The 23,125-nt window shown below is 67.3% G+C and carries 19 protein-coding genes and 2 pseudogenes; 11 read left to right on the top strand and 10 right to left on the bottom strand.

All coding sequences use genetic code 11. The features are described from left to right. Positions 1–295: 295 nt before the first annotated feature. Together ATK30_RS31175 and ATK30_RS31170 are read right to left on the bottom strand one after the other, a co-directional pair. Complete coding sequence (locus tag ATK30_RS31175) at positions 296–1,558, bottom strand: NAD(P)/FAD-dependent oxidoreductase (RefSeq protein ID WP_158242518.1); 1,263 nt, start codon at positions 1,556–1,558, stop codon at positions 296–298. Beyond that, positions 1,555–2,520, bottom strand: a complete 966-nt coding sequence (locus tag ATK30_RS31170) for an ornithine cyclodeaminase family protein (RefSeq protein ID WP_158242517.1) — start codon at positions 2,518–2,520, stop codon at positions 1,555–1,557. The genes ATK30_RS31175 and ATK30_RS31170 overlap by 4 nt, the downstream gene beginning before the upstream one ends. A gap of 161 nt (positions 2,521–2,681) precedes the next feature. Between ATK30_RS31170 and ATK30_RS31165 the strand changes: the two genes are divergently transcribed. From ATK30_RS31165 to ATK30_RS31130, 9 genes are all read left to right on the top strand, one after another. Further along, positions 2,682–3,749: a DUF917 domain-containing protein gene (locus ATK30_RS31165; protein ID WP_101438512.1), complete on the top strand. Its 1,068-nt coding sequence runs from the start codon at positions 2,682–2,684 to the stop codon at positions 3,747–3,749. An 8-nt stretch (positions 3,750–3,757) separates the two neighbouring features. After that, on the top strand, positions 3,758–5,308 hold the full coding sequence (locus ATK30_RS31160) for a hydantoinase/oxoprolinase N-terminal domain-containing protein (RefSeq protein WP_101438511.1): 1,551 nt from the start codon (positions 3,758–3,760) through the stop codon (positions 5,306–5,308). After that, positions 5,305–5,715, top strand: a complete 411-nt coding sequence (locus ATK30_RS31155; protein ID WP_101438510.1) for a nuclear transport factor 2 family protein — start codon at positions 5,305–5,307, stop codon at positions 5,713–5,715. Before ATK30_RS31160 ends, ATK30_RS31155 begins: the two co-directional genes overlap by 4 nt. Then, on the top strand, positions 5,712–6,755 hold the full coding sequence (locus ATK30_RS31150; protein ID WP_101438509.1) for a dipeptidase: 1,044 nt from the start codon (positions 5,712–5,714) through the stop codon (positions 6,753–6,755). Before ATK30_RS31155 ends, ATK30_RS31150 begins: the two co-directional genes overlap by 4 nt. Further along, on the top strand, positions 6,752–7,528 hold the full coding sequence (locus tag ATK30_RS31145) for an aspartate/glutamate racemase family protein (protein ID WP_244194789.1): 777 nt from the start codon (positions 6,752–6,754) through the stop codon (positions 7,526–7,528). Before ATK30_RS31150 ends, ATK30_RS31145 begins: the two co-directional genes overlap by 4 nt. Continuing rightward, on the top strand, positions 7,525–8,514 hold the full coding sequence (locus ATK30_RS31140; protein WP_101438508.1) for a zinc-dependent alcohol dehydrogenase family protein: 990 nt from the start codon (positions 7,525–7,527) through the stop codon (positions 8,512–8,514). The genes ATK30_RS31145 and ATK30_RS31140 overlap by 4 nt, the downstream gene beginning before the upstream one ends. 367 nt (positions 8,515–8,881) lie before the next feature. After that, positions 8,882–10,108, top strand: coding sequence for a purine-cytosine permease family protein (locus tag ATK30_RS31135; RefSeq protein ID WP_244194788.1), 1,227 nt, complete (start codon positions 8,882–8,884; stop codon positions 10,106–10,108). Continuing rightward, the gene (locus tag ATK30_RS46455) at positions 10,078–10,578 is read left to right on the top strand and encodes a hypothetical protein (RefSeq protein ID WP_244194787.1); all 501 of its coding nucleotides are present in this window, start codon (positions 10,078–10,080) and stop codon (positions 10,576–10,578) included. Before ATK30_RS31135 ends, ATK30_RS46455 begins: the two co-directional genes overlap by 31 nt. A gap of 20 nt (positions 10,579–10,598) precedes the next feature. Beyond that, on the top strand, positions 10,599–11,444 hold the full coding sequence (locus ATK30_RS31130; protein WP_101441169.1) for a carcinine hydrolase/isopenicillin-N N-acyltransferase family protein: 846 nt from the start codon (positions 10,599–10,601) through the stop codon (positions 11,442–11,444). Positions 11,445–11,691: 247 nt separating this feature from the next. On the opposite strand, the pseudogene ATK30_RS47800 reads toward ATK30_RS31130, so the two are convergent. From ATK30_RS47800 to ATK30_RS31110, 4 genes and pseudogenes are all read right to left on the bottom strand, one after another. Beyond that, positions 11,692–11,903 (bottom strand): annotated as a pseudogene (locus ATK30_RS47800) (sugar kinase); the annotation flags it as partial. 1,064 nt (positions 11,904–12,967) lie between these two features. Continuing rightward, positions 12,968–13,918 carry a nucleoside hydrolase gene (locus tag ATK30_RS31120; protein ID WP_199817981.1) on the bottom strand — a complete coding sequence of 317 codons (951 nt, stop codon included), beginning with the start codon at positions 13,916–13,918 and terminating at the stop codon, positions 12,968–12,970. A 127-nt stretch (positions 13,919–14,045) separates the two neighbouring features. Beyond that, positions 14,046–14,408, bottom strand: a complete 363-nt coding sequence (locus ATK30_RS31115; RefSeq protein WP_027927857.1) for a cupin domain-containing protein — start codon at positions 14,406–14,408, stop codon at positions 14,046–14,048. Between the two features lie 216 nt (positions 14,409–14,624). Then, complete coding sequence (locus ATK30_RS31110; protein ID WP_101438507.1) at positions 14,625–15,722, bottom strand: phosphotriesterase family protein; 1,098 nt, start codon at positions 15,720–15,722, stop codon at positions 14,625–14,627. Between the two features lie 861 nt (positions 15,723–16,583). Here ATK30_RS31110 and ATK30_RS31105 point away from each other — a divergent pair. Both ATK30_RS31105 and ATK30_RS31100 read left to right on the top strand, forming a co-directional pair. After that, complete coding sequence (locus tag ATK30_RS31105; RefSeq protein ID WP_037817683.1) at positions 16,584–17,534, top strand: flavin reductase; 951 nt, start codon at positions 16,584–16,586, stop codon at positions 17,532–17,534. A gap of 603 nt (positions 17,535–18,137) precedes the next feature. Continuing rightward, positions 18,138–18,347 (top strand): annotated as a pseudogene (locus tag ATK30_RS31100) (hypothetical protein); the annotation flags it as partial. A gap of 276 nt (positions 18,348–18,623) precedes the next feature. Here the strand turns inward: ATK30_RS31100 and ATK30_RS31095 are convergent. From ATK30_RS31095 to ATK30_RS31080, 4 genes are all read right to left on the bottom strand, one after another. Next, positions 18,624–19,901: a bifunctional 3,4-dihydroxy-2-butanone-4-phosphate synthase/GTP cyclohydrolase II gene (locus tag ATK30_RS31095; RefSeq protein ID WP_167442240.1), complete on the bottom strand. Its 1,278-nt coding sequence runs from the start codon at positions 19,899–19,901 to the stop codon at positions 18,624–18,626. 494 nt (positions 19,902–20,395) lie between these two features. Continuing rightward, a complete protein-coding gene (locus ATK30_RS31090) occupies positions 20,396–20,584 on the bottom strand; it encodes a tautomerase family protein (protein WP_101438505.1) in 189 nt (62 codons plus the stop codon). A 114-nt stretch (positions 20,585–20,698) separates the two neighbouring features. Then, on the bottom strand, positions 20,699–22,003 hold the full coding sequence (locus ATK30_RS31085; RefSeq protein ID WP_020661392.1) for a metal-dependent hydrolase family protein: 1,305 nt from the start codon (positions 22,001–22,003) through the stop codon (positions 20,699–20,701). Positions 22,004–22,045: 42 nt separating this feature from the next. Beyond that, positions 22,046–23,038: a ribose-phosphate diphosphokinase gene (locus tag ATK30_RS31080; protein WP_027927859.1), complete on the bottom strand. Its 993-nt coding sequence runs from the start codon at positions 23,036–23,038 to the stop codon at positions 22,046–22,048. Positions 23,039–23,125 lie beyond the last annotated feature (87 nt).

Here is a 23,125-nt window from a genome sequence, read left to right as displayed (position 1 = left end):
CCCCGGGCGACGATCCGAAGATTACGAGGACACCGTAAGCCCGGCGACCAGCAATCTGCTCAACCCAAATCCGGGTTCCTGTGCGAACCGCACAAGGCCTCCTCGGGGTATCCAGCGAGAGCGGTTCTCGGCCGCCGTTGACAGCGGCTCGTCCGCCTGGCCGATCACGCGGGAACGTGGCAGAACCGCAGCACCTGTCTGGCGTCCGCCGGGCGTTTCTGACGAGGGAAGCGGAACTGGCCGCGAGGGCGTCCCGCACCTGAGCCGACTGGTCGTAGCGGCGATGTACTTGGGGTCAGCCTCTCTTGGACCGGGCCGACCGGAACCGGTCCAGGGCGAACGGGGCGAGCAGCGGATCGGATTCGCCGGTCACGATCTGCCTGCTGAGCAGCTTCCCGGTGATCGGTCCGAGGGTGATCCCGAGCATCGCGTGGCCAGCCGCGACGTAGATCGGCGCCCGCGTCGGCAGGCGTCCGACGACCGGCAGTCCGTCCGGGGTGAGGGGTCGCAACCCGCTCCAGGCCCGGGGAGCGCGGACCGGCCAGCGGGGGAAGTACGCGCGCATCGCGTTGGCGACGCCGGCCGCGCGGCGGTGATCGATCTTGTTGTTCTCCGCCCCGAACTCCATCGTTCCGGCAATGCGGATCCCCTGGTCCAACGGTGTCACGGCGACCTTGTGGTCGCTCAGGTAGACGGCATGGCCGAGTGTGAACGGTGCTGGCCGGTAGTCGAATCCGTAGCCCTTTCCGCCGCGGATGCGGACCGGCTTCGTCACCATCGCGGTGAGTGCGCGAGTGCCGACACCGGCAGCCAGCACCAAAGCACCGGTGGACAAGGAGACGCCGCCCGCGGTCAGGCGCACGCACCCGACGCCTTCGGCGATCTGCGTCACGGGGGCATGAAGACGCAGCCGCACACCGGCTTGCGCGCACGCGGCCGCCAATCCGTCGACCAGGGAAGAAGGGGCGACGTGTTGGTCGCCGCGGCACAGAATGCCACCGACGACGCCCTGGCCCGCCTCCGGCTCCAGCTCCCGGACTTCCCTGCCGGCAAGCAACTCCGCGCCCGGCAGGCCGAGCTTCTCCATGACTGTGAGGTCGTCGAGATGAGACTGAATGCCGTGCTCCTCGACGAAGAGCAGCAGGACGCCGCGGGCGTGCCGCTCGAAGTCCACGCCGAGCCGGACGAGTTCGTCGAATGCCGCGACTGCTCCGGCCGCGAGCGACGCGGTCGCCGCCAGCCCCCGCCGGTAGGCCGCGGGACGGGCAGCGAAGAGCATGCGGGCAAGGAAAGAGACGTACCCGGCGGACGGTTCCAGTCCGATCTTGAGGGCGCCGTCTCTGCGGCCGAACCATTTCGCTGCGGCACGAAGCGCTGCCGGAGAAGGCACTGGCTCGCTCATCGAAGGCACAACCCAGCCCGCGTTGTTGCGTGAGGCGCCCGCCCCGATGCCGCCGCTGTCGACGACTTCCACGCTCGCGCCGGCCTGTGCCAGGAACAGGGCTGTGGAGAGGCCGACCGCACCGGCACCGACGACGGTGATGTCAGGCTGGTTCACCACGGGATCCGCCGTCCCACACCGGTGCTGCTCGCGCGGTCGAGAATCGCCGCGGTGACCGCAGCGTCCTGAATTCCGACGCCGACGGTGTTGTAGTAGGTCCACTCCGCGTCGGGCGGGCGCGTGAAACCCTGGGTGAGCGCTTCCCCCAGAGTCGTGATCCGGTCGAGTCCGAGCACGCCCGCGGCGATTGCGTGCTTGACCGGGCCTGCGTGCTCGAGGGCAGTCGGGGCATCGTCGACGACCACGGCGGACCTGGCGAGGATGTCGTCGCCTACCTCGCGCCGGTTCGGTCCGAAGGATCCGACGCTGATCACGGTCGCGCCGGTGGCGAGCCAGTCCGCTTCCAGCACCGGCGTGAGGCTCGTGGTACAAGTGATCACGAGGCCCGCACCGGCGACAGCCTCGCGACCTGACCGGCACGCCGTGATCCGGTCCGAAATGGTGCCGGGTTCCAGATGCGGCGCCCACACGCGAACCTCGGCGCCGGGGTAACGGCGCCTGATCGCGTCCGCGTGCGCGCGACCTTGGGTTCCGTAGCCGATGACCGCCACCGCCTCGGGCGGCGGGGCAAGGGTCTGGGCTGCCAGCATCGAGGCAGCGACCGTGCGCAGTTTCGTGACTGCTTCGCCGTTCAGCAGCGCGGCGGGACGTCCGGTCACTGCGTCGAGGGCGACTACCATCGCGTGAATGGTCGGCAATCCGCGGGCGACGTTGGCGGGCACGACGCAACCAATCTTCGCGACCACCCCCGCGTCGAGAGATTGCCTTGCCACGTAAGCGAATGCGGTGTCGCCATGGGTCCCTTCGGAAAGGATCCGGGGCGCGAGGAACGCTTGCCCCGCGGCCAATGCGGTGAACGCCGCACGCTGCGTATCGACGGCCTCGTCCGTCGAGAGAAGGCCGTCGATTTCGCTGGCCGTCAGCAGGAGCAGGTCGGATCCGTCGGGTAGTTGAGTCACCTGCCCAGCCTGACCGAGCCGCCGAGCCGCCCCAATGGGCGTTCGGTCCAACGACCTCCGGCGAAGCAGTGCGAAGTGCCCATCGTCGGCGAGCGCGGCCGGGTTCTACCGTCCCTGCCAACGATTCTTCGCAGGACAGCTCGGGAAGGGACACTCGCGACATGCGAAAACTCGCACTGGACGCGCTCGATCAGCTGACGCTGGGCGCGACACTACTCGGCACCGGCGGCGGAGGTGATCCGTTCATCGCCAAGCTCATGGTCGAGCAGGCGATCAACGACCACGGTCCGATCGACATCGTGGGCCTCGACGAACTTCCCGCCGCGGCGCAGCTGGCGACCGTGGCGGTCGTCGGCGCGCCGACGGTCATCATCGAAAAGATCCCGTCCGGCAGCGAATTCGCCGATGCGGTGCGCGCGCTCGTCTCCTATCTGGGGCGCGACATCGACGCGATCATGCCGGTCGAGGTCGGCGGCATGAACACCTTGATTCCGCTGGCCGTCGCCGCCGAACTCGGCGTTCCCTGCGTGGACGCCGACGGCATGCGCCGCGCTTTCCCGCAGATCGAGATGACTACGTTCACCCTGGCCGGCCTGTCCGCTTCTCCGATGAGCCTCGCGGACGAGAAGGGCAACCGGATCGCGTTCGAGACTGTCTCGAACCAAGTCGGCGAGAAACTGGTCCGAGGCTCGGCCATGATGCTCGGACTCGCGAACGCGCTGGCCGCCTATCCGATGACAGTCGCCGAAGCGCGCGACGCGGCCGTGTGGGGTTCGATGCAGTTCTGCAGCGAGATCGGCGGTCTCCTGCGCGCGGTGCAGCGCCAGGAGGAAGGGAGCTGGGACCGGTTCCTGGACTTCGCCGACGGCCGGGTCGTGTTCGACGGCAAGATCATCGACCTCGACCGGCGGACCACGACCGGCTTCGCGCGCGGCACGGTCACCATCGAGGACTTCGCCGACCCGAGCCGGACGCTCCGGATCGAAATCCAGAACGAACTGCTGCTCGCGATCGAGAACGGCCGTCCGGTCGTCACGCCACCGGACCTGATCTGCATGCTCGATTTCGAGACGGCCGAGCCGATCACCACCGAGAGCCTCGCCTACGGCCAGCGAGTGCGTGTCCTCGGCTTGCCCTGCGCCGACGGCTGGAAGCGCGACGGGATGCTCGACATCGTCGGTCCAGCTGCCTTCGGCTACGACGTCGACTACGTCCCCCTGAAAGGTTGAGCCGCCCCATGAGCCTGAAAATCGGTATCGATGTCGGCGGAACCAACACCGACGCGGTCGTCGTGGACAGCGCCGGCAAGGTCGTCGCCGCCACCAAGTCGGCCACCACCCCCGATCCCTTCGACGGGATCCGCGCGTCGCTGTCCAAGGTTGTCGCCGAGGTCGACCAGGAGCGGATCACCCAGGCGATGCTCGGCACCACCCACCCCGCCAACGCGATCATCCAGCGCCGCGGCCTCCAACGGGTCGGCGTGATCCGGCTGGCGGCACCGGCCTCGCGCGGCGTCCGCCCCGGGGTCTCGTGGCCCGCGGACCTGCTCGAAACGATCATGGGCCCGGCCGAGATCGTCGGCGGCGGCAACGAGTTCGACGGCTCCGAGATCGCCCCGCTCGACGAGGACGCGGTCCACCGGTTCGCGACGCGCTGCGCCGGCACGGTCGCCGCGGTCGCGGTCTCCGCGCCCTTCTCCCCCGCGAACCACGTCCACGAACTGCGGGCCGCGGAGATCATCGCCGAGGAACTGGGACCGGACTTCCCCGTGTCGCTGAGCCATCAAGTCGGCGCGCTCGGCCTGCTCGAACGGGAAAACGCCACCGTGCTGAATTCCGCCCTCCTCGGCGTGGCACGGGACGTCGTCAACGGTTTCCAGACCGCGCTGGCGGATAACGGGCTGAGCATCGACTCCTTCCTGACGCAGAACGACGGCACCCTCATGACCGCCGAGGAGACCGCCCGCTTCCCGGTCCTGACGCTGGGGTCCGGACCGACGAACTCCATGCGGGGCGCTTGCTCGCTCGCCGGCCTCTCCGATGCGCTCGTCGTCGACGTCGGCGGCACCTCGGCCGACATCGGCATCCTCGTCGACGGCTTCCCCCGCGAGTCCACCGCGGCGATCGAGGTCGGCGGCGTGCGCACCAACTTCCGCATGCCGGACTTGATCTCGATCGGCCTCGGCGGCGGCACCGTGGTGCGCGGCACCGGACGCGACGTGACCGTGGGGCCCGATTCCGTCGGCTACCGCGTCGTGTCCGAGGCGCTCGTGTGCGGAGGCTCCACCCTCACGCTGTCCGACATCTCCACCCGGGCGGGACGGCTGACCGGGTTCGGGGACCCGGCGTCTGTCGCGTCCGTCTCCCCCGACACCGTCGATGCTGCCCTGGCGTGGGTGGACGAGCAGATCCGGATCATCGCCGACCGCATGAAAGCCAGCAGGCACGAACTGCCGCTGATCGCCGTCGGCGGCGGCTCTCACCTCGTGCCGGACAAGGTGCCGGGCGTCACCGAGGTAGTGCGGCCGGAGCACCACGCTGTGGCCAACGCTTATGGCGCCGCCATCGCGGATGCCTCGGGCACCGTCGATCGAGTATTCCGCTACGAGGACAAAGGCCGCGAGGCGTGCTTGGCCGAGGCCCGGGAACTCGCCGTCAACGCGGCCATCCGCTCGGGCGCGGACCCGGGCGCCGTCCGCATCACGTCCGTCCACGAAGTCCCGCTGTCCTACGTCCCCGGCCAAGCGTGCCGGGTGCAGGTCAAGGCAGCCGGGCCGCTCAAGTCATGAAGGAACAGACTATGGACGCCGACGCGATCTGGCTCGCCTACAACAGCGCCGAGAACGTCGGCGACTTCGAGACCATGGGCGCGCTAGTCGCCGCCGACCTCGACGTCGCCGTCAACGGCCAGCCCGCTGTCGGCTCCGCACAAGACGATTCCGACGCGATGCGCGAACTCCGCGCGGTGTATCCGGACTACCGCCGGCAGGTCGACGAAACCCTCGCCGTCGGCGACCGTGCCGTCGTCCGCTGGCGGATGTCCGGCACCTCGAGCCGGCCGGGCGTGCCGGACCTCGATGTCGCAGGCTGCTCGATCGTGACCGTGACGAACGGAGTGCTGAGCTCCGCGTACCTCTACTACGACGGAGCCACGCTCGACGCCGTGCTCGAAGCCGCCGCAAAGGAGCGCCCATGAGCTACCGCGTCGCGGACTGCCACAACGATTTGCTGATGGCCGTGCGCCATCTGCGCGAACGGGGACACGAAGACCCCTTCGGCGACTTCTGGCTGCCCCAGCTTCGCCAGGGCGGCGTGAGCCTCCAAGTGCTCCCGGTGGCGACTGAGGAACAGTTCGTGGGCGAGGGCGCGCTGCGCCGGTGTTTGCTGATGATCGAGGAAGCGCGCCACATCGCCGACGTGCACCGCGACGCCGTCGCGCTCGTCTCGACCCGCGCCGAAATCGCCGAGACGATCACGTCCGGGAAAATCGCGCTCCTGCTGGCGATCGAGGGAGCCGAGCCGCTCGGCCACTCGCTCGAGCTCGTGAACGTGATGCGGCGCGAGGGCGTGCGGATGTGCTCGCTGGCCTGGAACCGGCGCACGATGATGGCAGACGGCATCGCCGAGCGCGACACCGGCGGCCGCCTCACCAAGCTCGGAGCCGAAGCCGTGCGGCGCATGGAAGACGTCGGCATCATCGTCGACGTTTCCCACCTGTCCGAGGCCGGCTTCTTCCACCTCGCCGAGGTCGCTCGCAAGCCGTTCATCGCGTCGCACTCCTCTTGCCGTGCGCTGGCCGATCACCCGCGCAACCTCACCGACGACCAGATCGCGATGCTCGGCGCGGCCGGCGGATTCCTGGCCCTCAACGCGTTCGGTCCCTTCCTGACCGACGAAGTCCCCACCCTGGACCGGTTCCTGAACCACATGGAGCACGCCATGGGCCTGCTCGGACCGGACCGGGTGGGACTCGGCACCGACTTCATCGACGACGTCGCCGACGTCGTCGACCCGATCTTCACCGGCCTCCTCGTCGACTGGACCCAGATCCCCAAAACCGCGGGACTGCAACGCCCAGCCGATTTCGCCGCGCTCGCCGAAGCAGCCGAGAAACGCTTCGGCGCGGACCTCGCGCGGCAAATCCTCGGCGACAACCTCACGGAATTCATCTGCACGATGCTCGATGGCCAAACCGCCGAAGAGGCGACATCGCACCGTCAAGGAGCAAGCACGTGACACGGAGAATCCTCTGGCTCAACCCCGTCATGAACAGTGCCTACGACGTCCCGATCGGCGACAGCCTGCGTGCTGAGGCGCGGGAGGACACCCGCTTGGACGTGGCGTCGCTCGACGGAACCGGGCCCGTCCACCTCGAATACAACGCGTACGAACTGATGGTGGCCGAGCCCTCGCTGCGGACCGTGCTCTGGGCCGAGCAGCAGTGCTACGACGCCATGGTGATCGGATGCTTCTACGACCCGTTTGTACGCGCCGCGAAAGAGGTGACCAGGCGGATGCCAGTCACCGCCCCGGCCGAGGCCTGCATCCGGACCGCCCAGTCCGTCGGCGAACGGTTTTCCGTGCTCGTGGGGCGCGCGAAGTGGATTCCCGAGATGGAGGAGAACATCCACCGTTACGGGGCGGAGCGTTCGCTCGCCTCCTTCCGAGAACTCGGCATGGGCGTCAACGACTTCCAGACCGACCCGGCGTTCACCGAGCGACGCATCCTCGAAGAGGCGCGCGCCGCCGTCGAGCAGGACCGGGCCGACGCCGTGATCCTCGGCTGCACCATCGAGTTCGGGTTCTACCGCACCCTGCAGGCGGAACTGGGCGTGCCCGTCATCGACGCCACCGTCGCCCCGCTCCGCTATGCCGAGTTCCTGGCCGACGCCGCGGCGCTGCAGGGTTGGACGGTGTCCGGGCAACTGGGCTACCAAAGCCCCGCGGTGGACGAATACGCGCCATTCCTGAGCCCTTTGGAACCGCATCTCGCCAAGGATCCGCGATGAGCCGCTCCGACGCGGTCTACTTCACGGAGTTCGGCGGGCCCGAGGTCCTGCGCGTCGGACCGTGGCCGGAAGGACCGCTGGGCGAGCACGACGTGCGCATTGGCGTCTCGACGTTCGCGCTCAACCGCGCGGACCTCATGTACCTGGCCGGCGAGCACTACACAATCCCCGCTTTCCCGTCCCGAATAGGCTCTGAAGCCTGCGGAGTGGTCACTGAAACCGGTGCCGCCGTCACCGGATGCGCCCCCGGGGACCGGGTCACCACCATCCCGTTTTTCACGCAGAACGGCGTGCAGGGCGCGACTGCGGTCGTGCCGGACGATTACGTCACCGCCGTGCCCGACGGGCTTGACGACAATGAGGCAACCGCGATCTGGATGCAGTATCTGACGCCGTACTTCGCGTTCAAGGAGGTCTGCGATCTCGGCGAGGGCGACACCGTCGTGATCACGGCTGCGTCAAGCTCCGCGGGGCTGGGCGCGCTACAGCTGTGCCGGGAACTCGGCGTGGCCGCGGTCGCGACCACCCGGTCGCCAGCGAAGGCGGAGATCCTGCGGCAATCGGGCGCGAGCGAGGTAGTCGTAGGCGACGAGAACCTGGCGAAGGCGATCTCCCGCGCCAGCAACGGAAAAGGACTGCAGGCGGCATTCGACCCCCTCGGCGGCGATTCGCTGCAGCGCTACGCCGACCACCTGGCTCCGGGCGCGACCGTCTTCGGGTACGGCACGCTGACCGACCGCCAGCCAGTGGTCCCAGCTGCCGCCATGTGCCGGGCGCGGGCGGTGTTCCACCCGTACTCGATGTTCAACCACGTGGACGACCCTGGCCAGCGTGCCCGCGGAATAGCCCTGGTCAGCGAAGCCATCCGGTCCGGGTGCCTCCGGCCCCGCGTCGACCGGGTCTTCGGCTTCGAACACGTGGTGGACGCGTACCGGTACATGCAATCCGGCAACCAGGCGGGGAAGATCGTCGTGACGGTTCCCTGACCTCTTCTCGGGGAAGTGAACGTCCTCCGGGTTCTCGGTGGAAGTACACCACGTGCGCGGGAGCTCTGCACCTAGCGTCTCGTGAAGCCGGTGTCTTTGCTTTGCAGGGTTGTCGACGAGTTTCTTGATGTTGGTCTGGTCGAGGCGGACCTTGACGCCGGTGAAGGCGCGGCGAGCCAGGCCCCGGAAGGGCCCCTTGCGGGAATCTGAGTCCGGCGAGGGCCCCTTCACGGCAGTTCCGCAGTAAAGCGAACAGAGTCGCGCGGCACTTGTGGGCTAGCGCCGAGACGCTGGCCTGGGTCACGCGGCGGAGCGCACGCAGGCTCGTGAGAGTCCCCCGCCCTCGACGAATTTCTGAGGAGAGACAGTGAGCGATACCGGTGACCTGCCCGCGCGAATCGGCTCCGGCAGCGTCGCACGCGACGACTACGCCTTGGGCAAGGTGCCGCCCACCTGGCGCTATCGCACGTCCGAGATCGTGCTTTCGCTGACGGGCGGTGCCACGGCGGCCATCTTCCTTTCGCTGCCCGCCGGACTGGCGGCATCTTTCGGCATCGCGAACGTGCTCGTCGCGATCGTTTACGCGGTCCTGGTGCAGACCCTGCTCAACGTGCTGTATGTCAAGACCGCCTCGCGCACTGGACTGGGCTCCGCACTCATGTCGCGCGGCCTCGCCCTCGGCTTCGACGGCGCTGCCTGGACCACGCTGCTCTACTGGGTGAGCTGGCTGACCTACTTCGCGACCGAAGGCCAGATCCTCTCCAGCGCCTTGTCCGCGCAGACGGGCATCCCGGTGAAGGTCTCGTACCTGCTGGTGGGTTTGGTGTTCCTGCCGCTGGTGCTGTATGGGTTGCAGTTCGTCGCCAAGTTCCAGAAATGGACGCTCTACGCCTACGTCGTCGGACTCGCGGCACTGCTGGTCATCGTGCTGTCCCGAGCGGATCTGTCGGTGACGCGCGAGTTCATCGCCGCGCACGTGGGCAGTGTGGGCGGAATCGGGCTGCTCGGCGCGGTCGCGTCGTACAACGGACTGGTCGGCAACGTGGCGTTCGGGCACGCCGACATGGGACGGCTGCTCGCGAACGACCACAGCCTCGTCCGCAGCGGCCGCCGCGGCACACTGTGTGTCGCGCTGCTGCCGTACGCCTTCGGCGCCTACGTCATCGCCGGCGCGATCGGCCTGCTCCTGTGGGCGGCCTCGGGCGGCGATGCCAACCCGGGCCAGTACATGGTCGCCATCATGGGCGTCGGCGGCTTCCTGCTCATCGTGATCACTCAACTGCGGATCAACCTGATCAACGCCTACAGTGGCTCGTTGTCGCTGGCGAACTTCTTCTCCCGTCTGCGTTTCACGCCGGGACGATCGGTCTGGGCGGTCGTCATGGTCGTGCTCGGCACTCTGGCGATGTACCTCAACGTCCTCGACCACCTGGGCACCGTCCTCGCCGTCGAGGGAGTGCTGCTGGCCGCCTGGATCGGCGTCAGCATCGCCGACCTGCTGCTGGTCCGGGGCGGGGCGGACACGGGCCGGACAACGGCCGGTTCATCGAGTACCGCCGCGCCATGCTGCGCCACTGGAACTGGTCCGGGGTAGTCCCCCTGTTCGCCGCGACCGTCGTCGGCTCCTTTCTGGCCGTGGGCGGCCTTCTTGGACATCTGGGCGGCCAGGTCACGCTCTACCTGTCCAACTGGGTCAGCTTCCTGATCGCCGGCGGCCTGACCTGGTGGCTGGGCACGCGCGCTCGTGGCCGCGGCTACGCGATCCGCCCTCGGATCGCCTGGCCGCGAGAAGATCTCGTCGTCGAGTGCCCCCTCGACGGCGAGGTGGTCAGCACCGACGACCTGTTCCCGTGCCCGTACCACAAGCAGTGGATCTGTTCTCAGGACTGCATGCACACCAAGGAGTGCGGCGACGCCTGCCGCTCCATGCCGGAGCCGGTCCTGGTGCAGATCGCGCAACTGCCGCCGCGCACGCCCGGCCTCGAGGCGGCCAACGCGCGTCTGCGCGGCAAAACCCGGCCGCCGCAGACGGCAGCCCGCAATGCTGATTCCGCATCGGAGTAGTCATGTGTTTCCTGGCAGGAATGAACGGCCCGCGGCACTGGCTGCTGGCCAGCAACAGCGACAACCCGTACGCCACAAAGAATCATCTGCTGGCCGCGAGCGGCGAACGCCACTCGTACTTGGCAGTCCGGGTCGTCGTGCCGCCGGCCGACGTGCTCGTGCCGTGGGCGGGAATGCTCACTCGCGGAGTCAACAGTGCCGGGCTCGGCTTCACCTACGCGTTCGTGCCGGAGCGGAACATGGCGGACTACCCCACGCAGGAGTGGTCCGCCGGGATGCTCGCGAATGCGTCCACTGTGGACGAGGCGGTGGCCTACCTGCGCGAGGACAGCACGCTGCCGGGCAACTACCTGCTCGCCGACCGCGCAGGCGCCATGGCAGCGGTAGAGGTGGGAGGCGGACGGGTGGCGGTGTGCGGTCCCGCGACCGGCACCGAAGCGCGAGCCAATGTGTTGCAGCGCCTCGCCGAAAACCCGGGTCCTGCCTGGGACGAGGCCACCGCGTCGACACACCGGCACGGCCGGGGCAGCGAGCTGCTCGGCGCGCTGGACAGCGCTACACCGGAAGCGTTGCGGCAGGTTCTGCGGGATCACCAGGAAGACGGCGAGCCGGCCGGAAAGCACGGCCGATCGTTGTGCAACCACGGCACGAGCGACGGTACAATCTCCAGCGAAATCATCGACCCGGCCGGGCACCTGTGGTTTGGTTTCGGATTCCCGTGCGGGCGGTCCCGAGGGTACGAGCAGGACGGCCGCAGGCCGTGGGGACGGGTGGTCCGCTTCTCGCTGCCGGAGGATTCCGAAAGCGGGGACCTCACCACCGCTGACGGCGCTATCACGCCCCTTGGCGTGCGGCTCATGTCCTGACCGCGCCCCCTCCAGCGCGCTGGTGCGATCATGCGGGTCGGTGACGAACGGACGGCGCGGGGCATCGGACGGGCCGGAAGGTCGTCGCGGGTCTGAAGTGACGACGGCCGGCTTTCGTTCACCGCGCTCGCGCGCGGTCCGGCGGCCCCGGATCCCGCGCCCGCCAGCGGATCGCACCCCTGGTCGCCGAGACCGGAACGCCCGCCTCCGGCGGGTCGCCGCCGCGGCCCGCCGGAGGCGGGCTGTCTCAAGCGACCGCCTCGGCCAGCTGCGGGTGCCCGGCCGGGCTGCCGAGGTCAAGCCAGCGGGCCAGCCGGTCGGGCGCGAACAGCTCGTCGAGGACCCATGAAGGCCGCGCCCACGACACCGGCGCGGGCCCAGCGAGGAGCTGGCGATCCGCGGGTCGCGGGTGGCCAGCGGCAGCGACCGGCGGTAGATCGCCTCCCGGATGGCCGCCAACGGATCAGCCTGCTGTCTGGCCGCGCTCACCAGAACGGTCCCTTGAGCATGCCTGAGCTTCCGCCTAGGCTTTTGCCGCCTGCCGCCCCAGACCCCCGGCGAATCGGACGGAGACAGAATAGATCGCCGGGGAAGCCGATCCTCTCTGGCCACTCCGGCGAATCGTGATGCGGTCCCGGGCGCTCGCCTGCGCCGGGACGCAACAGCGCGGACCGGCCGGACGAGGGGGCCGGCCGGTCTGCCTGGCTGAGTCGGCGCCGAGAGTATTGCCGGCCGGGGCCGATCGGGTTGAGGGGAGCCATCGACGGGAACCCGGATTCGTAATGCCTCGGCCAGGCGGCCGGAACGTCCGGCGAGCGCGGAGACAGCGCACGAGCCGCGCATCGGATCGGTCTCGAATTGCACCAGCCGCACAGGGCGGCGTCCGCATCGGCCGGCCCAGCATACCGACCGGGAGCCACTCGACCGCGCAGCAGAATATGCGAGGGCCAGCAGGGCTGACTGCCGTACGGGCTCCCAGGTTCCCGGCAGCCACGCTCCCAGGCGGAGTGAGATCGCGAGCCCGTCCCGCAGCAAGGCAGAGGACACCGGGTCCTGCCGCAGCGGCGCGGCCGATCGAGCTACCCCCGGGAAACGACGAGGCGCGCCGGACGACCTTGCCACGAGCGTCAAAGGCCGACGAGGCCCTCGTCATCGGCTGCCTTTCGAAATTCAGCGAGAGCATCGTCACCGTTGCCCGGAATCCGATTCGCCGCCGCTGTGAATCGGCAATCCCCACCCCTCGGTGCCACCAGCGGTCTCCCCCGCAGGCAACTCCCGACGAGACACGGTCACCGGCAGCGGCTCGAGGCACCGCAAGCTCCCGGCCAAGCATTGCTATTTCGCAGCATGGGCACCGGGGAGGCGCAGGGGCCAGGTCAGCCCCGACCTCGGCCAGCCCCGCCCACTTGCTGCCTCCGCGAGGAAGTCGCGTTGCCCCGATGCGCACCGAAGCTGCCCGAAGCCGACTGGATCAACCAGCCCTCACCGGAGGCCCTCATACAGACCGGCTGGCAAGACGAGCATCAAACTGCTCGACATGTTCCGCGAAGGCACTCGTCGAGAATCCGGTGAAATCGAGCCGAATCCGCGTGCTTCGCGAAACGGGCATTCGCCGGCTCGCCTCGGTACCCGTGGAAGTCGACGGTTGTGCGCCCGTAGTTGTGCGGGCTCACCGTGTCGACCTCCACGTACGCCTCCGTGATGTCAAGGACTTTCGGGTCGATCGCATACGCAACGCACAACGCGTCATGCGGCGGCGCAGACGAGCCGGCTCCGACAGGACTGACAGACGCCTCGTAACCATCGATGTAGTATTCGGTCACAGCGGCCGCGACGTCTCCGGCCCGCGTTCCCAGCGCTCGATAGCGGTGCAAGTCGTCCCGGCTGACGAGCACTTCGTGCGTCGCGTCGAGCGCGGCCATCGTAAGGCGCGTGATGCCAGCTCTGAGCACTACGTTCGCTGCGACGGCGTCGGTGAACATGTTGAACTCAGCGGCCAGGGTTCTATTCCCGAAGGTCGATGCTCCGCCCATGAGGACGACCTCGTCGATCGCATCGAGGATGTCGGGCGCGACGGTGATCGCGGCGGCGATGTTGGTGAGCGGAGCGACCGAGATCAGCGTGACCTGCCTTGTTGTCTGGCGCAGAGTCTCGATGAGCCATTCGACGCCGTGCCGACTGAATGGTTGAAGCCCTGACGTGCCAACAGGCAATGTGCTCTCATGGAATACGTCCTCCACCTCGTTCGCGCCCGACGTGTAAGGCCTCGGAGCAAAGGGACGCGAGAGCCCGGTGTGGACCTCGATGTCGCTCCTGTCGATCGCGTTCAGCACCCGGAGAGTGTTGTCGGTGGTCTCTTCGAGCGAGAGGTTGCCGGCAACAGTCGTGCAACCGAGAAGCTCGATGGCGGGATGAGTCGCGGCCATGATGATTGCGACAGCGTCGTCGTTGCCGGTGTCGACATCGAGGATCACGGGACGGCGTGACATACGGGCCTCTCAAGATCGGGTTGATGCGGATTCGGGGACACGCTGGGCGATGGCTGCGGACAAGTCCCGCCGTACTCGGATCGACAACCGCGAGTCGGGCGCGCGCCGGCGGTCACGAGGAACGATGCTGGGCTCCGGAGTCCGACCAGACGGACACCTTGCGCAATCGCTCGAAGGTGCGCCAGGTGTTCCGTTGGCCGGCATTGAGGCGGACGACGTCGCCTGGGCCGATCTGGAGCCGCTCCTTCGTGTCCTCGAATGTCACTTCGGCGCGGCCCTCGAGAACGACGAAGATCTCGTCGGCAGTCAGCCCGCCGATGAGACCCGGCTCCGCCTCCCACACCCCGACGTTGACGCCATCGACCATTCCGATGTGACAGGCCCCCGTATGGATGGTTGTGCACCTGTCTTCCAGGGACTCGTAGCCCTCTGCAACGAGGTCGTAGTTGAATGCATTCCCGAGGTATTGCGTCACCTTCTTGGTCCTTTCGATGCGTGAATCCTGTTGTCGCAGCTGTCGCGCGAGCTCTTCGTCGCTACACTGCCTGCGACGCTTCCAGCCGTGCCGTCAAGGACGACCCCTCTGGGCAGGCCCCGCGGCCGCGCGTCCCTCCGACAGGTACCGGCAATTGCGGAGTGCTCAGGCGAGCGCAAGGCAAGTCGCTTCTGCTGTGCGTGGTCTCCCCTGCGTTCACCTCCGCGCTCCCGAGCCGCTGTCGCCAGCGGCCGAGGCAAGCGCGGAACCGACGAACAGGCGCCGGGGGTTGGCCGTCAGCAGATCGGCGGTCACCCCGCCCGGCACGCCGTGGCGCTGGAGCCGAGGGAGGAACAGCCGAGGCACGTAGCCGAGGCCGTTTCCCCCGTTCCGCGTCCACATGTTCTTGAGCGACAGGTCATGGCTGAGGAGGAGGCGGGAGGCGTGCCCAGCCGCGACGAGGCGCGCGATCGCCGCGGCCGTCTGTTCCGGCGCAGGCGACTGTCCCTCGCCCGGAAAGTAGTTGGACATGCCGATCATGTCGAACTCGAGCCAGACACCCCGATCAGCTACTTCGCGTTGGTAGACAACGTCCTCGCCGGATGGATCCATGTGACAGAGGACCACTGCCTCCGGCGCAACGCCCTCCTCGGTCAGGACAATGTCCAGCACCTCGAAGGCACGGCGTTGCCATCCCGGCAGGTGGATGAGAAGCGGTACGCCCAGTGCCAACTGAGCCCGAGCGGCCGCGCGGAGGCGGACCTCTTCTGCTTCGGTGAACTCGGGCGAGACGCCGATCTCTCCGATGACACCCGGCCTCGCCCCCGTGTCGCCGACGCCGTGCGCAAACTCGGCGAGGATCTGCGCGCAGAGCTCCGCTGCAGTGGCCAGGGCGGTCCCCCTGTCGTGATACCGGTGCACGTACCAACCAGAACCCATGACGATATTGAGACCGGTTCGCACCGAGATCTCGCGCAGCGCACGAGGGTTTCGACCGATGTCTCCGTTGGTGCAGTCAACGACCGTCCGTCCTCCTGCGTCGATGAAACACTGGAGTTCATCGACCGCGGCCGCGGTGTCTTCTAGGCGTGCGTTGTCGTAGCAGCAGGACGGATCCTCTGTGAGCAGCCAACGGATCGAGGGATCCACACGGCGAGCGAAGACACCGCGGTCAACGGCGCACTGCGGTTTGCGCAGGGCCTTCGTCCAGTCACAGATGAGGTGCTCGTGCGTCAGCGTCGTTCCGAGCTTGTCGGCCGGCACGGGACCCAGGACGGCGTTGACCTGGACCTGGCTGGCAGAGGCTTCGTCCATAGGTGCGGTTCCCTCATTGAATTCACGGTGCCGCGCCGCCGCGGCGCCCACAGACACTCGAATCGTTTCTAGTCGGAGCATAGCTCAGCGAGAACCACCCGCGCGGCAGCCGCATGGCACCCCCGACTTGAGCGCGCGTCGTTTCCGGATGCACAGATCGGCACCAACACCTCGTCGGGCGCGCGATCGACACCTGCGAGAGGATCAGCGCGAGGCTGCTCACGGTGCCTGCAGCATGGGCTTACACCCGCCGCTTGCTGGACGAATCCCTTCGCAGAGGCACCTTGGCCGACGTCGAGCGCACCGTCGGCCAGCGGTCAACCGGCATGCCGGTTGACCGGCAGCGAGCGCGCTGTTTTCCGCGCAACGCTGGCTCCAAAACCGCGAGGCCAAGGGCTTCGAGCAGTTGGCAACGCGCCGCAACAGGCAACGGGGCACAGACCCGCCGGGTTCCCTTCACGCGCGACCGCGCCGGTTCGGGAGCCCGCACGCTAAAGCAACGCCCCCGCCCCACGTCGGCGGACAGCCGGCGCGCGGCGATCGTGGGACGGCAGAAGGATGCGGGCCCTGCCACGACTGCTCGCGGTCAAGAGCAGCCAGAACTGTATCGAATCGCTTCCACAGGTGCCCTGAAGCGCCGTATCGCACTTCTATCGCCAGAAATGACAAGATCGGAGAGGTCGTTGACACCGAAAGTAGAATCGATAATACTTTTGCCCCAGAGCGTACCTGCAGTCCATGCGCCCAGCGAGGCCCGCGGCCGAGTTCGCACACCCCGGGGGGACTCGGCAAAGTCGACCAGACCGAGCCGCAACCGTGGAGTCGTGTGCCTCTCGGTGCCAGAAGTGAGGATGAGAAGAGATGTCGGACTTCAAAGACCTGGTGCGTTCGGCCTGGGATGCAGCCTGGAACCGAGGCGACTCCGATGCCTTGGACGAGATCGTCCACGCCGACTACGAGTTGGAGAACGCCGGGCTGGGGAGCACCTCAGGGCTGGCCGAGCTCAAGCGCCAGGTTCACGACATGCGGATGTCCATCCCGGACCTGCAGACGACGGTGGACAGCATCGTCGTGGACGGCGACGACTTCGCGCTTTTCTGGTCGGCAACCGGTACGTTCATGAACGCGTTCGGCGACGTCCCTCCGACAAGGTCTGCGCTGCACGCCCGAGGCGCAGTACAGGGAACGCTCCGCGACGGCCGGATCATTCGCGAGCGCGTGACCTGGGATCCGTCGGTCGACATGCTGTCCGACCTCGGAGCACCTGGCCTGGGATCGGCGCTCGAAGCGTCCGCCGCGTTCACCGGCACGGGCGACGCGGACGAGATGCCCAGCATCGAGGATCTCAAGGAGTTCAACCGGAAGTTCGTCACCGGTGTGACCGTGGTGACGACCATGGACTCCGCAGATCGGCCCCGCGGACTGGCTGTCAGCGCTTACATGCCCATCTCGCTGGACCCGCCGCTGGTGGCCTTGTGCGTGCAGAAGACATCCTCGACCTACCCGTCGCTCTTCGAATCCAAGCACCTTGGCATCAACATCATCGCTAACACACAGCGTGCGGTCATCGACAGATTCGCGTCCAAATCGGACGACAAGTTCGCCGGGCTCGATTGGCACTCCGGGCCGGACAATTCCCCTCTGATCCGCGGGTCTGCCGCATCGATCGAGGCAGAGATCAAAGAACGCTTCCGCGCAAAAACGCATGTTCTGATCGTTGCGCAAGTCACCTACCTGGAAGTTTCCAGCTCGGATCCGATGGTCTACAAGGCTGCGAAGTTTTACGACGGGGCCACGCTGGAAGAGATGTAGCCGCACGAGGCCATGGCGTTGGTGACGCCTGCGCGAAGCTGGGTGGCTGGTTTCCCGCCGCGGTGCGCGCTCGAAGCCAGCTCCTCTCTGTCAAGTCCCGGCGTGTGTTGAAGGGGTAGGCAGGTTGTCGGGCGGCGGCAGATGACAGTGGCAAGCCGTCGTTTGAGGCAGCACATGGCTTCGCGGCGACCGTTGCCGTCTGCGCGCTTGCACTGGCATTGAGTTCACGCCGGGGCGTGGCTGAGTGCGATGAGATGCGGTGCGTGGTTGAGCTCCGGCCCCCGGTGCGGGATAGCCAGCGGCGTGTGACGTCGCCAGAGGAGAACTCAATGGGCGCGATGCCGCAGCAGGACGCAAAGGGATCGGGGTGGGGAACCGGTCGAGTGATCCGAAACGACTAATCATGCGGGCGGCCAGGACGGGACCGGCTCCGGGCAGCTGCAGCAACATCGGTTCAAGGTGCCCACGGCCCTCCGGTCGGCGAGCTGCCCAAGCGTCCACCGGGAAGATCCAGAAGTACCTGTTGCGACGCGTGGTCGCCGCCGGTTCGCTCCAGAGAATGCGGTGAGTGTGCTGCGGCCCTGAGCTATTCCGGTTCACTACTGGCATTTCACGGAGTGCTTCCAGCAGGCCAAGAACGCGGCCGGGCTGGATCGCTGCCAGGTCCGGTCCTGGCGGGCGTGGTCCGCGCACACCACCCTGCCCATGCTCGCGCGCGCCTGGCTGCCCACGACCAGAACCATCGCCGCAAAAGGGAATCGGTGTCCGCGATGCGGTGATCTGCTATCCAGCACGCGATCCGCCGACTCTTGATCAACCAGGTGCACCGGCAGGTTCCCGATCCCGAGTACGTCTGCTCATGGTCGTACTGGCAACGCCGATGCCAGCACTAAGCTCGCCTCAGTCACGGCAAACGACGAAGTCGCCCACCAGCTGAGTGCGGGTGCCGCATCAGGCGGCTGCACCGGCGACGTGGGGCCCGGGTCCACATTGGCGGCGGGGAACCCAGCATTCACCCGCGCTGCGCCCCGATGACGACAACACCCCTGACCGCGCACAGGACGTGCTCGCCCATATCGGCTCCTCGGGTCATTGGGCAACTCTGCCGTCGTCGAGGATCAGCTTCGGTTCGTGCCCCGCCCGATCCCGCTTGATCTCCAGGTAACGGATGTTCTCGGGGGTCGCCGACACCGGCACCTGACCGAGCACCTTCAGGCCGTAATCTTCGAGCCCCACGCGTTTGGCGGGATCGTTCGTCAGCAGGCGCACAGAACGGATTCCGAGGTCGCTGAGAATCTGCGCCTCGGTGCCGTGGTCGGCGGAGTCCGCGGGCAGGCCGAGCCCCAGATTGGCGTCGACGGTGTCCGCGCCCAGCTCCTCCAGCTGGTAGGCCTGCAGCTTGTGCAGCAGCCCCATCCCCGGTCCCCCATGGCCCCGCATGTACAGCACGACACCTCGGCCCTCCTGCGCGACGGCCGAGAGGGCGGCATCCAGCTGGGGACTGCAGTCGCAGCGCAGCGAACCGAAGACGTCACCCGTGAGGCACTCGGAATGCACGCGGACGAGCACGTCCTCGCCGTCGGACAAGTCGCCGCAGACGAATGCGATATGCGCACGCTCGTCGTGGACGGACGAATAGCCGATCGCGGTGAACTGCCCCGATGGCAAGGGAAGACGGGCCGAGGCAACGCGTTCAACCAGTTTCTCGACCCGCCACCGATAGGCGATCAGATCGGCGATCGAGATCATCCTCAGGTCGTGTTGTTCAGCGAAGCGCTGCAGCTCCGGGCCGCGGGCCATCTCGACCGGGTTGTCCTCACTGGTGATCTCGCACAACGCCGCCACCGGGGCAAGGCCCGCGAGCACCGCCAGGTCGACGGCCGCCTCGGTGTGCCCCTTCCGGCGCAACACCCCGCCGGGCCTGGCACGCAACGGGACGACGTGACCGGGCCGGCTGAAGTCGCCGCTGCTGGACGCCGGATCAGCCAGGCCGCGAATGGTTCTCGCCCGGTCGCGTGCCGAGATCCCCGTCGAGATCCCGTGCTTCGCGTCGACCGTGACCGCGTAGGCGGTTCCCCGCCGATCCTGGTTAGTGTTGACCATCGGCGGCAGGTCGAGCCGGTCCGCATCCTCGCTCGTCAGCGACACGCAAATGTATCCGGACGTGTGGCGGACGGTGAATGCGACCAGCTCGACGGTGGCGAACTGGGCGGCGAAGATCAGATCGCCTTCGTTCTCGCGGTCTTCATCGTCGACTACGATCACCGGTCGCCCAGCGGCGAAATCGGCTATGGCCGCCTCGACTGCAGCTGTTCCGTGCACGGTTTCCTTCTTCAGTGAGTCGACATATGCGCGACAGCGGGACATCGGCCCGCGACGCTGCTCAAGGCCAGTCAGGACTTGACCGCTCGCTGACGATGACACGGACATTCACATCACCAGCTCACGAAACTTGCTGCCGGGGAAGCCGGGAGTGAGACAACGTCGAGGTTTCGAACGTGCCCACTCGGAAAAGGACGAGTTCGTGATCCCGCCCGGCAGGACGCACCGATCATATGACCCTGTGTCCGGGCCAGAATAAAAAAGACCCAGCGGTCGCGACAGCGACAAGCTCTGAATGCGCGCTTGACCGGTATTCTCGAATCACACGAAGCTCCTGTCCGTACGGAGCGGTCCGCTCGAAGGAAGGCCGGTCGCCGGGTTCTGAACCGCGAAGGTGGTATCGGTCATCGTTGTCTCCAGATCACGGTCAGAGTCCGCGCACGGGCGCAGTGCTGGCCGACGTGCAGGTCGTCGGCCAGCACTCGCCGGTCCCAGGCCGTAGGCGCGGCCACAACTCCGTCAGCAGGGTCGGCGGTTGGTCAGCCCAGCAGCTTGCCGCGGTAGCCCCAGTGCGAGGGCTCGATATCGTGGAGGACGATGGCTGTGTCGTTGGCAGCCTCGTCCCCGAGTACCGAGCCGACTGCCTGCGTCAGCGCCTCGACCATCTTCGCGCTGAACGTCTCGTCGTCGAAACGACTCTTGAAGAACGATGCTTCGATGTGAGCCATTGTTTTCTTTCTCCTCTTCCGTTGTTACCACGTGCGAAAGTCGTCTGAGCCCGGCTGGGGCCGGCCCCACCGTTCGCTGGCGCCGTTCTCGGTGAGTTCGTGGTGGTTGTTCGGTCAGGAATCCTCGGCCCGAGTCGGGTGCTCCGCTTCCTGGAAGTCGAGCGCCTCCGATACGGCTCGCAGATACCCGCTGAGCTCACGCCCGGCCCGCACGACGTGCCTGATGTTGGAGGGCTGGGCCAGGCGGCCGATGTCGTTGAGCACGTTTCCCTCGACTACGACGACATCGCCGACGGCACCAGTCCGCAGTGAGCCAAGATCCGGTCGGTCCAACAGCGACGCCGCGTTCGTCGTAGCGGTGGTGATCGCTTCTTCTGCGGACATGCCGTGCCGCACGTACAGCTCGAGCTCGCGCGCGTGCGCGCCGAACGGACACAGCGTGCCCGAGGAGTCGGTGCCCATCGCCACCTTGACCCCGGCCTCGCGTGCCAGTGCGAACGACTTCAGCGTGCGGTCGTGTGCTTCGCTGAGGTCCGCCACTCCTTGGGCGGTCAGGCCCCGGAGTGTCCCCTCCCGTTGACACCAGTCGTTGAAGGACATGGTGGGGACGAGGAAGGTCCCGCGCTCAGCCATCTCGATCGCCATCTCCTCGTCGAGATACGAACCATGCTCGATGGAGTCGACACCTGCGGCAAGGCTGCGTCGAATGCCTTCGGCAGAGAGTGCGTGCGCTGCGACCCGCAGGTCCAGCTCGTGGGCAGTCTCGACGATGGCGGTCAGCTCGGCGATGCTGTAGTTGGGCCAGCTCGGCCGTTCGCCCTTCGACATCCCGCCGCTGGCCATCACCTTGATGAAGTCCGCACCAGCCCGGGCTTGGAGGCGCACGAGCTTGCGGCACTCCTCGATGCCGTCTGCCGTGTCCCACTGTTCTCGTGGCGTGTACGGCGGATAGAACAGATCGCCGTGACCGTTGGTCATGGTGATCCACCACGGAGCGACCACCAAACGAGGTCCGACCGCCAAGCCTTCATCGGTGAAATCGCGAAGCTCGGGCTCTCCGGCGCCGCGGTGCCCCATGACACGCAGCGTCGTGAATCCGGCGGCGAGCGCTCGGTGGGCGTTGCGCAGCCCGTGCAGCAGCTTGGCCGGCTTGCTCACCTGGCCGCGGAAGACATCGCTCGCAATTACGTGCTGGTGATCGGAATTGGTCGTCAGGTGGACGTGGGCGTCGATCAGGCCGGGCAGGACGGTGCAACCTGCAGCGTCAAGCCGGGGAGTCCCCGGGGGGACCCTGCCCTCTGCCCGCGGCCCTGCGTAGGCCACTGTGCCTGCTCGGATGTGCACGAGTCCGTCGCTGTGATGCTGGCCCGGCCCCGACCACACCAAGCCGCCTTCGATCGCGATGTCGCCAGCAGTCATCGCGAGCCCGGGAAGCACGCTGGATCTGACATTCTCATCCCCTTAGAAGGTGTGGTTCTTTCCGCCGAAGACAGCGCTCACGGAACCGTCGGTGAAGATGCTGCTGATCGAGTCCGCGAGCAGCGGGGCACAGGAAAGCACCTTGATCTTGTCAGGGGCACCTGCGCGGAGCGGGATCGTGTCGGTGACGACGACTTGCTCGAAAGGCGACGCAGCAAGACGTTCGTACGCACGCCCGCTGAAGACCCCGTGGGTCGCTGCGGCGAGCACTCGTCGAGCACCCGCGTGCTTGAGCGCCTCTCCTGCCGCGCACAACGTGCCGGCGGTGTCGATCATGTCGTCGATCACGATGGCGGTCTTCCCGCGGACATCGCCGATGACGGTGGTGATCTCGGCGACCTGCTGCTGGGGCCGCTCCTTGTCCAGGATGGCCAGGCCGGCCCCGATCTGCGTGGCGAACTGCTTGTTGAGCTTCACCCGACCCGAGTCCGGAGCGACGATCACCAGGTCGTCGTCGAGGCCGGCGAAGTAGTCACTGAGGATGCCCAACGCCGTCATGTGGTCGACCGGGATGCCGAAGAACCCCTGCAACTGGCCGGCGTGCAGGTCCATCGTCAGCACTCGGTCAACACCCGTCGCCTCAAGTGCGCGAGCCACCATGCGAGCCGAGATCGGCTCGCGCGGAGCTGACTTCTTGTCCTGCCGCGAGTAGCCATACCACGGAGTCACTGCGATCACGCGGTGCGCGCTCGCGCCGACGGCGGCGTCCACCATCACCAGGAGCTCCAGGAGCGAGTCGTTCGCATTGACGCCCGTCTCCGGGTTCGCGCACATCGGCTGAACGATGAAGACATCCGCGCCACGGATTGATTCTTCGAACCTGCTGTAGACCTCTCCGCTGGAGAACGTCTTCAGGGTCACCTTGCCGAGCTCGATCTCAAGAAGCTCAGCGATGGCACCCGCCAATGGCGCGTTGGACCGGCCGGAGAACACCATCAGCCGCCTGCCCCAATTAGCCTGCAACGACGCGTTCATGAGCTCACCACTCCGCCAGTGCGGATTACGGGCGCCCGAGGGCGCATCCGACCTTCCTCGGTCAGTGGTCAGATTCACGATGCAGAA

The sequence above is a fragment of the Amycolatopsis echigonensis genome (assembly GCF_002846615.1).
GTDB classification, from domain to species: Bacteria; Actinomycetota; Actinomycetes; order Mycobacteriales; family Pseudonocardiaceae; genus Amycolatopsis; species Amycolatopsis echigonensis.
The sequence above is the reverse complement of the archived record's forward strand: the minus strand, read 5'-3'. Positions and strand labels throughout refer to the sequence as shown.

Bases quoted from the DNA above. Each gene is read 5' to 3' on its own strand.
- ATK30_RS31165 (WP_101438512.1), top strand. From the start codon at position 2,682: ATGCGAAAACTCGCACTGGACGCGCTCGATCAGCTGACGCTGGGCGCG.
- ATK30_RS31160 (WP_101438511.1), top strand. From the start codon at position 3,758: ATGAGCCTGAAAATCGGTATCGATGTCGGCGGAACCAACACCGACGCG.
- ATK30_RS31155 (WP_101438510.1), top strand. From the start codon at position 5,305: ATGAAGGAACAGACTATGGACGCCGACGCGATCTGGCTCGCCTACAAC.
- ATK30_RS31150 (WP_101438509.1), top strand. From the start codon at position 5,712: ATGAGCTACCGCGTCGCGGACTGCCACAACGATTTGCTGATGGCCGTG.
- ATK30_RS31140 (WP_101438508.1), top strand. From the start codon at position 7,525: ATGAGCCGCTCCGACGCGGTCTACTTCACGGAGTTCGGCGGGCCCGAG.
- ATK30_RS46455 (WP_244194787.1), top strand. From the start codon at position 10,078: ATGCTGCGCCACTGGAACTGGTCCGGGGTAGTCCCCCTGTTCGCCGCG.
- ATK30_RS31130 (WP_101441169.1), top strand. From the start codon at position 10,599: ATGAACGGCCCGCGGCACTGGCTGCTGGCCAGCAACAGCGACAACCCG.
- ATK30_RS31110 (WP_101438507.1), bottom strand. From the start codon at position 15,722: ATGGACGAAGCCTCTGCCAGCCAGGTCCAGGTCAACGCCGTCCTGGGT.
- ATK30_RS31105 (WP_037817683.1), top strand. From the start codon at position 16,584: ATGTCGGACTTCAAAGACCTGGTGCGTTCGGCCTGGGATGCAGCCTGG.
- ATK30_RS31095 (WP_167442240.1), bottom strand. From the start codon at position 19,901: ATGTCCCGCTGTCGCGCATATGTCGACTCACTGAAGAAGGAAACCGTG.
- ATK30_RS31090 (WP_101438505.1), bottom strand. From the start codon at position 20,584: ATGGCTCACATCGAAGCATCGTTCTTCAAGAGTCGTTTCGACGACGAG.
- ATK30_RS31085 (WP_020661392.1), bottom strand. From the start codon at position 22,003: ATGACTGCTGGCGACATCGCGATCGAAGGCGGCTTGGTGTGGTCGGGG.
- ATK30_RS31080 (WP_027927859.1), bottom strand. From the start codon at position 23,038: ATGAACGCGTCGTTGCAGGCTAATTGGGGCAGGCGGCTGATGGTGTTC.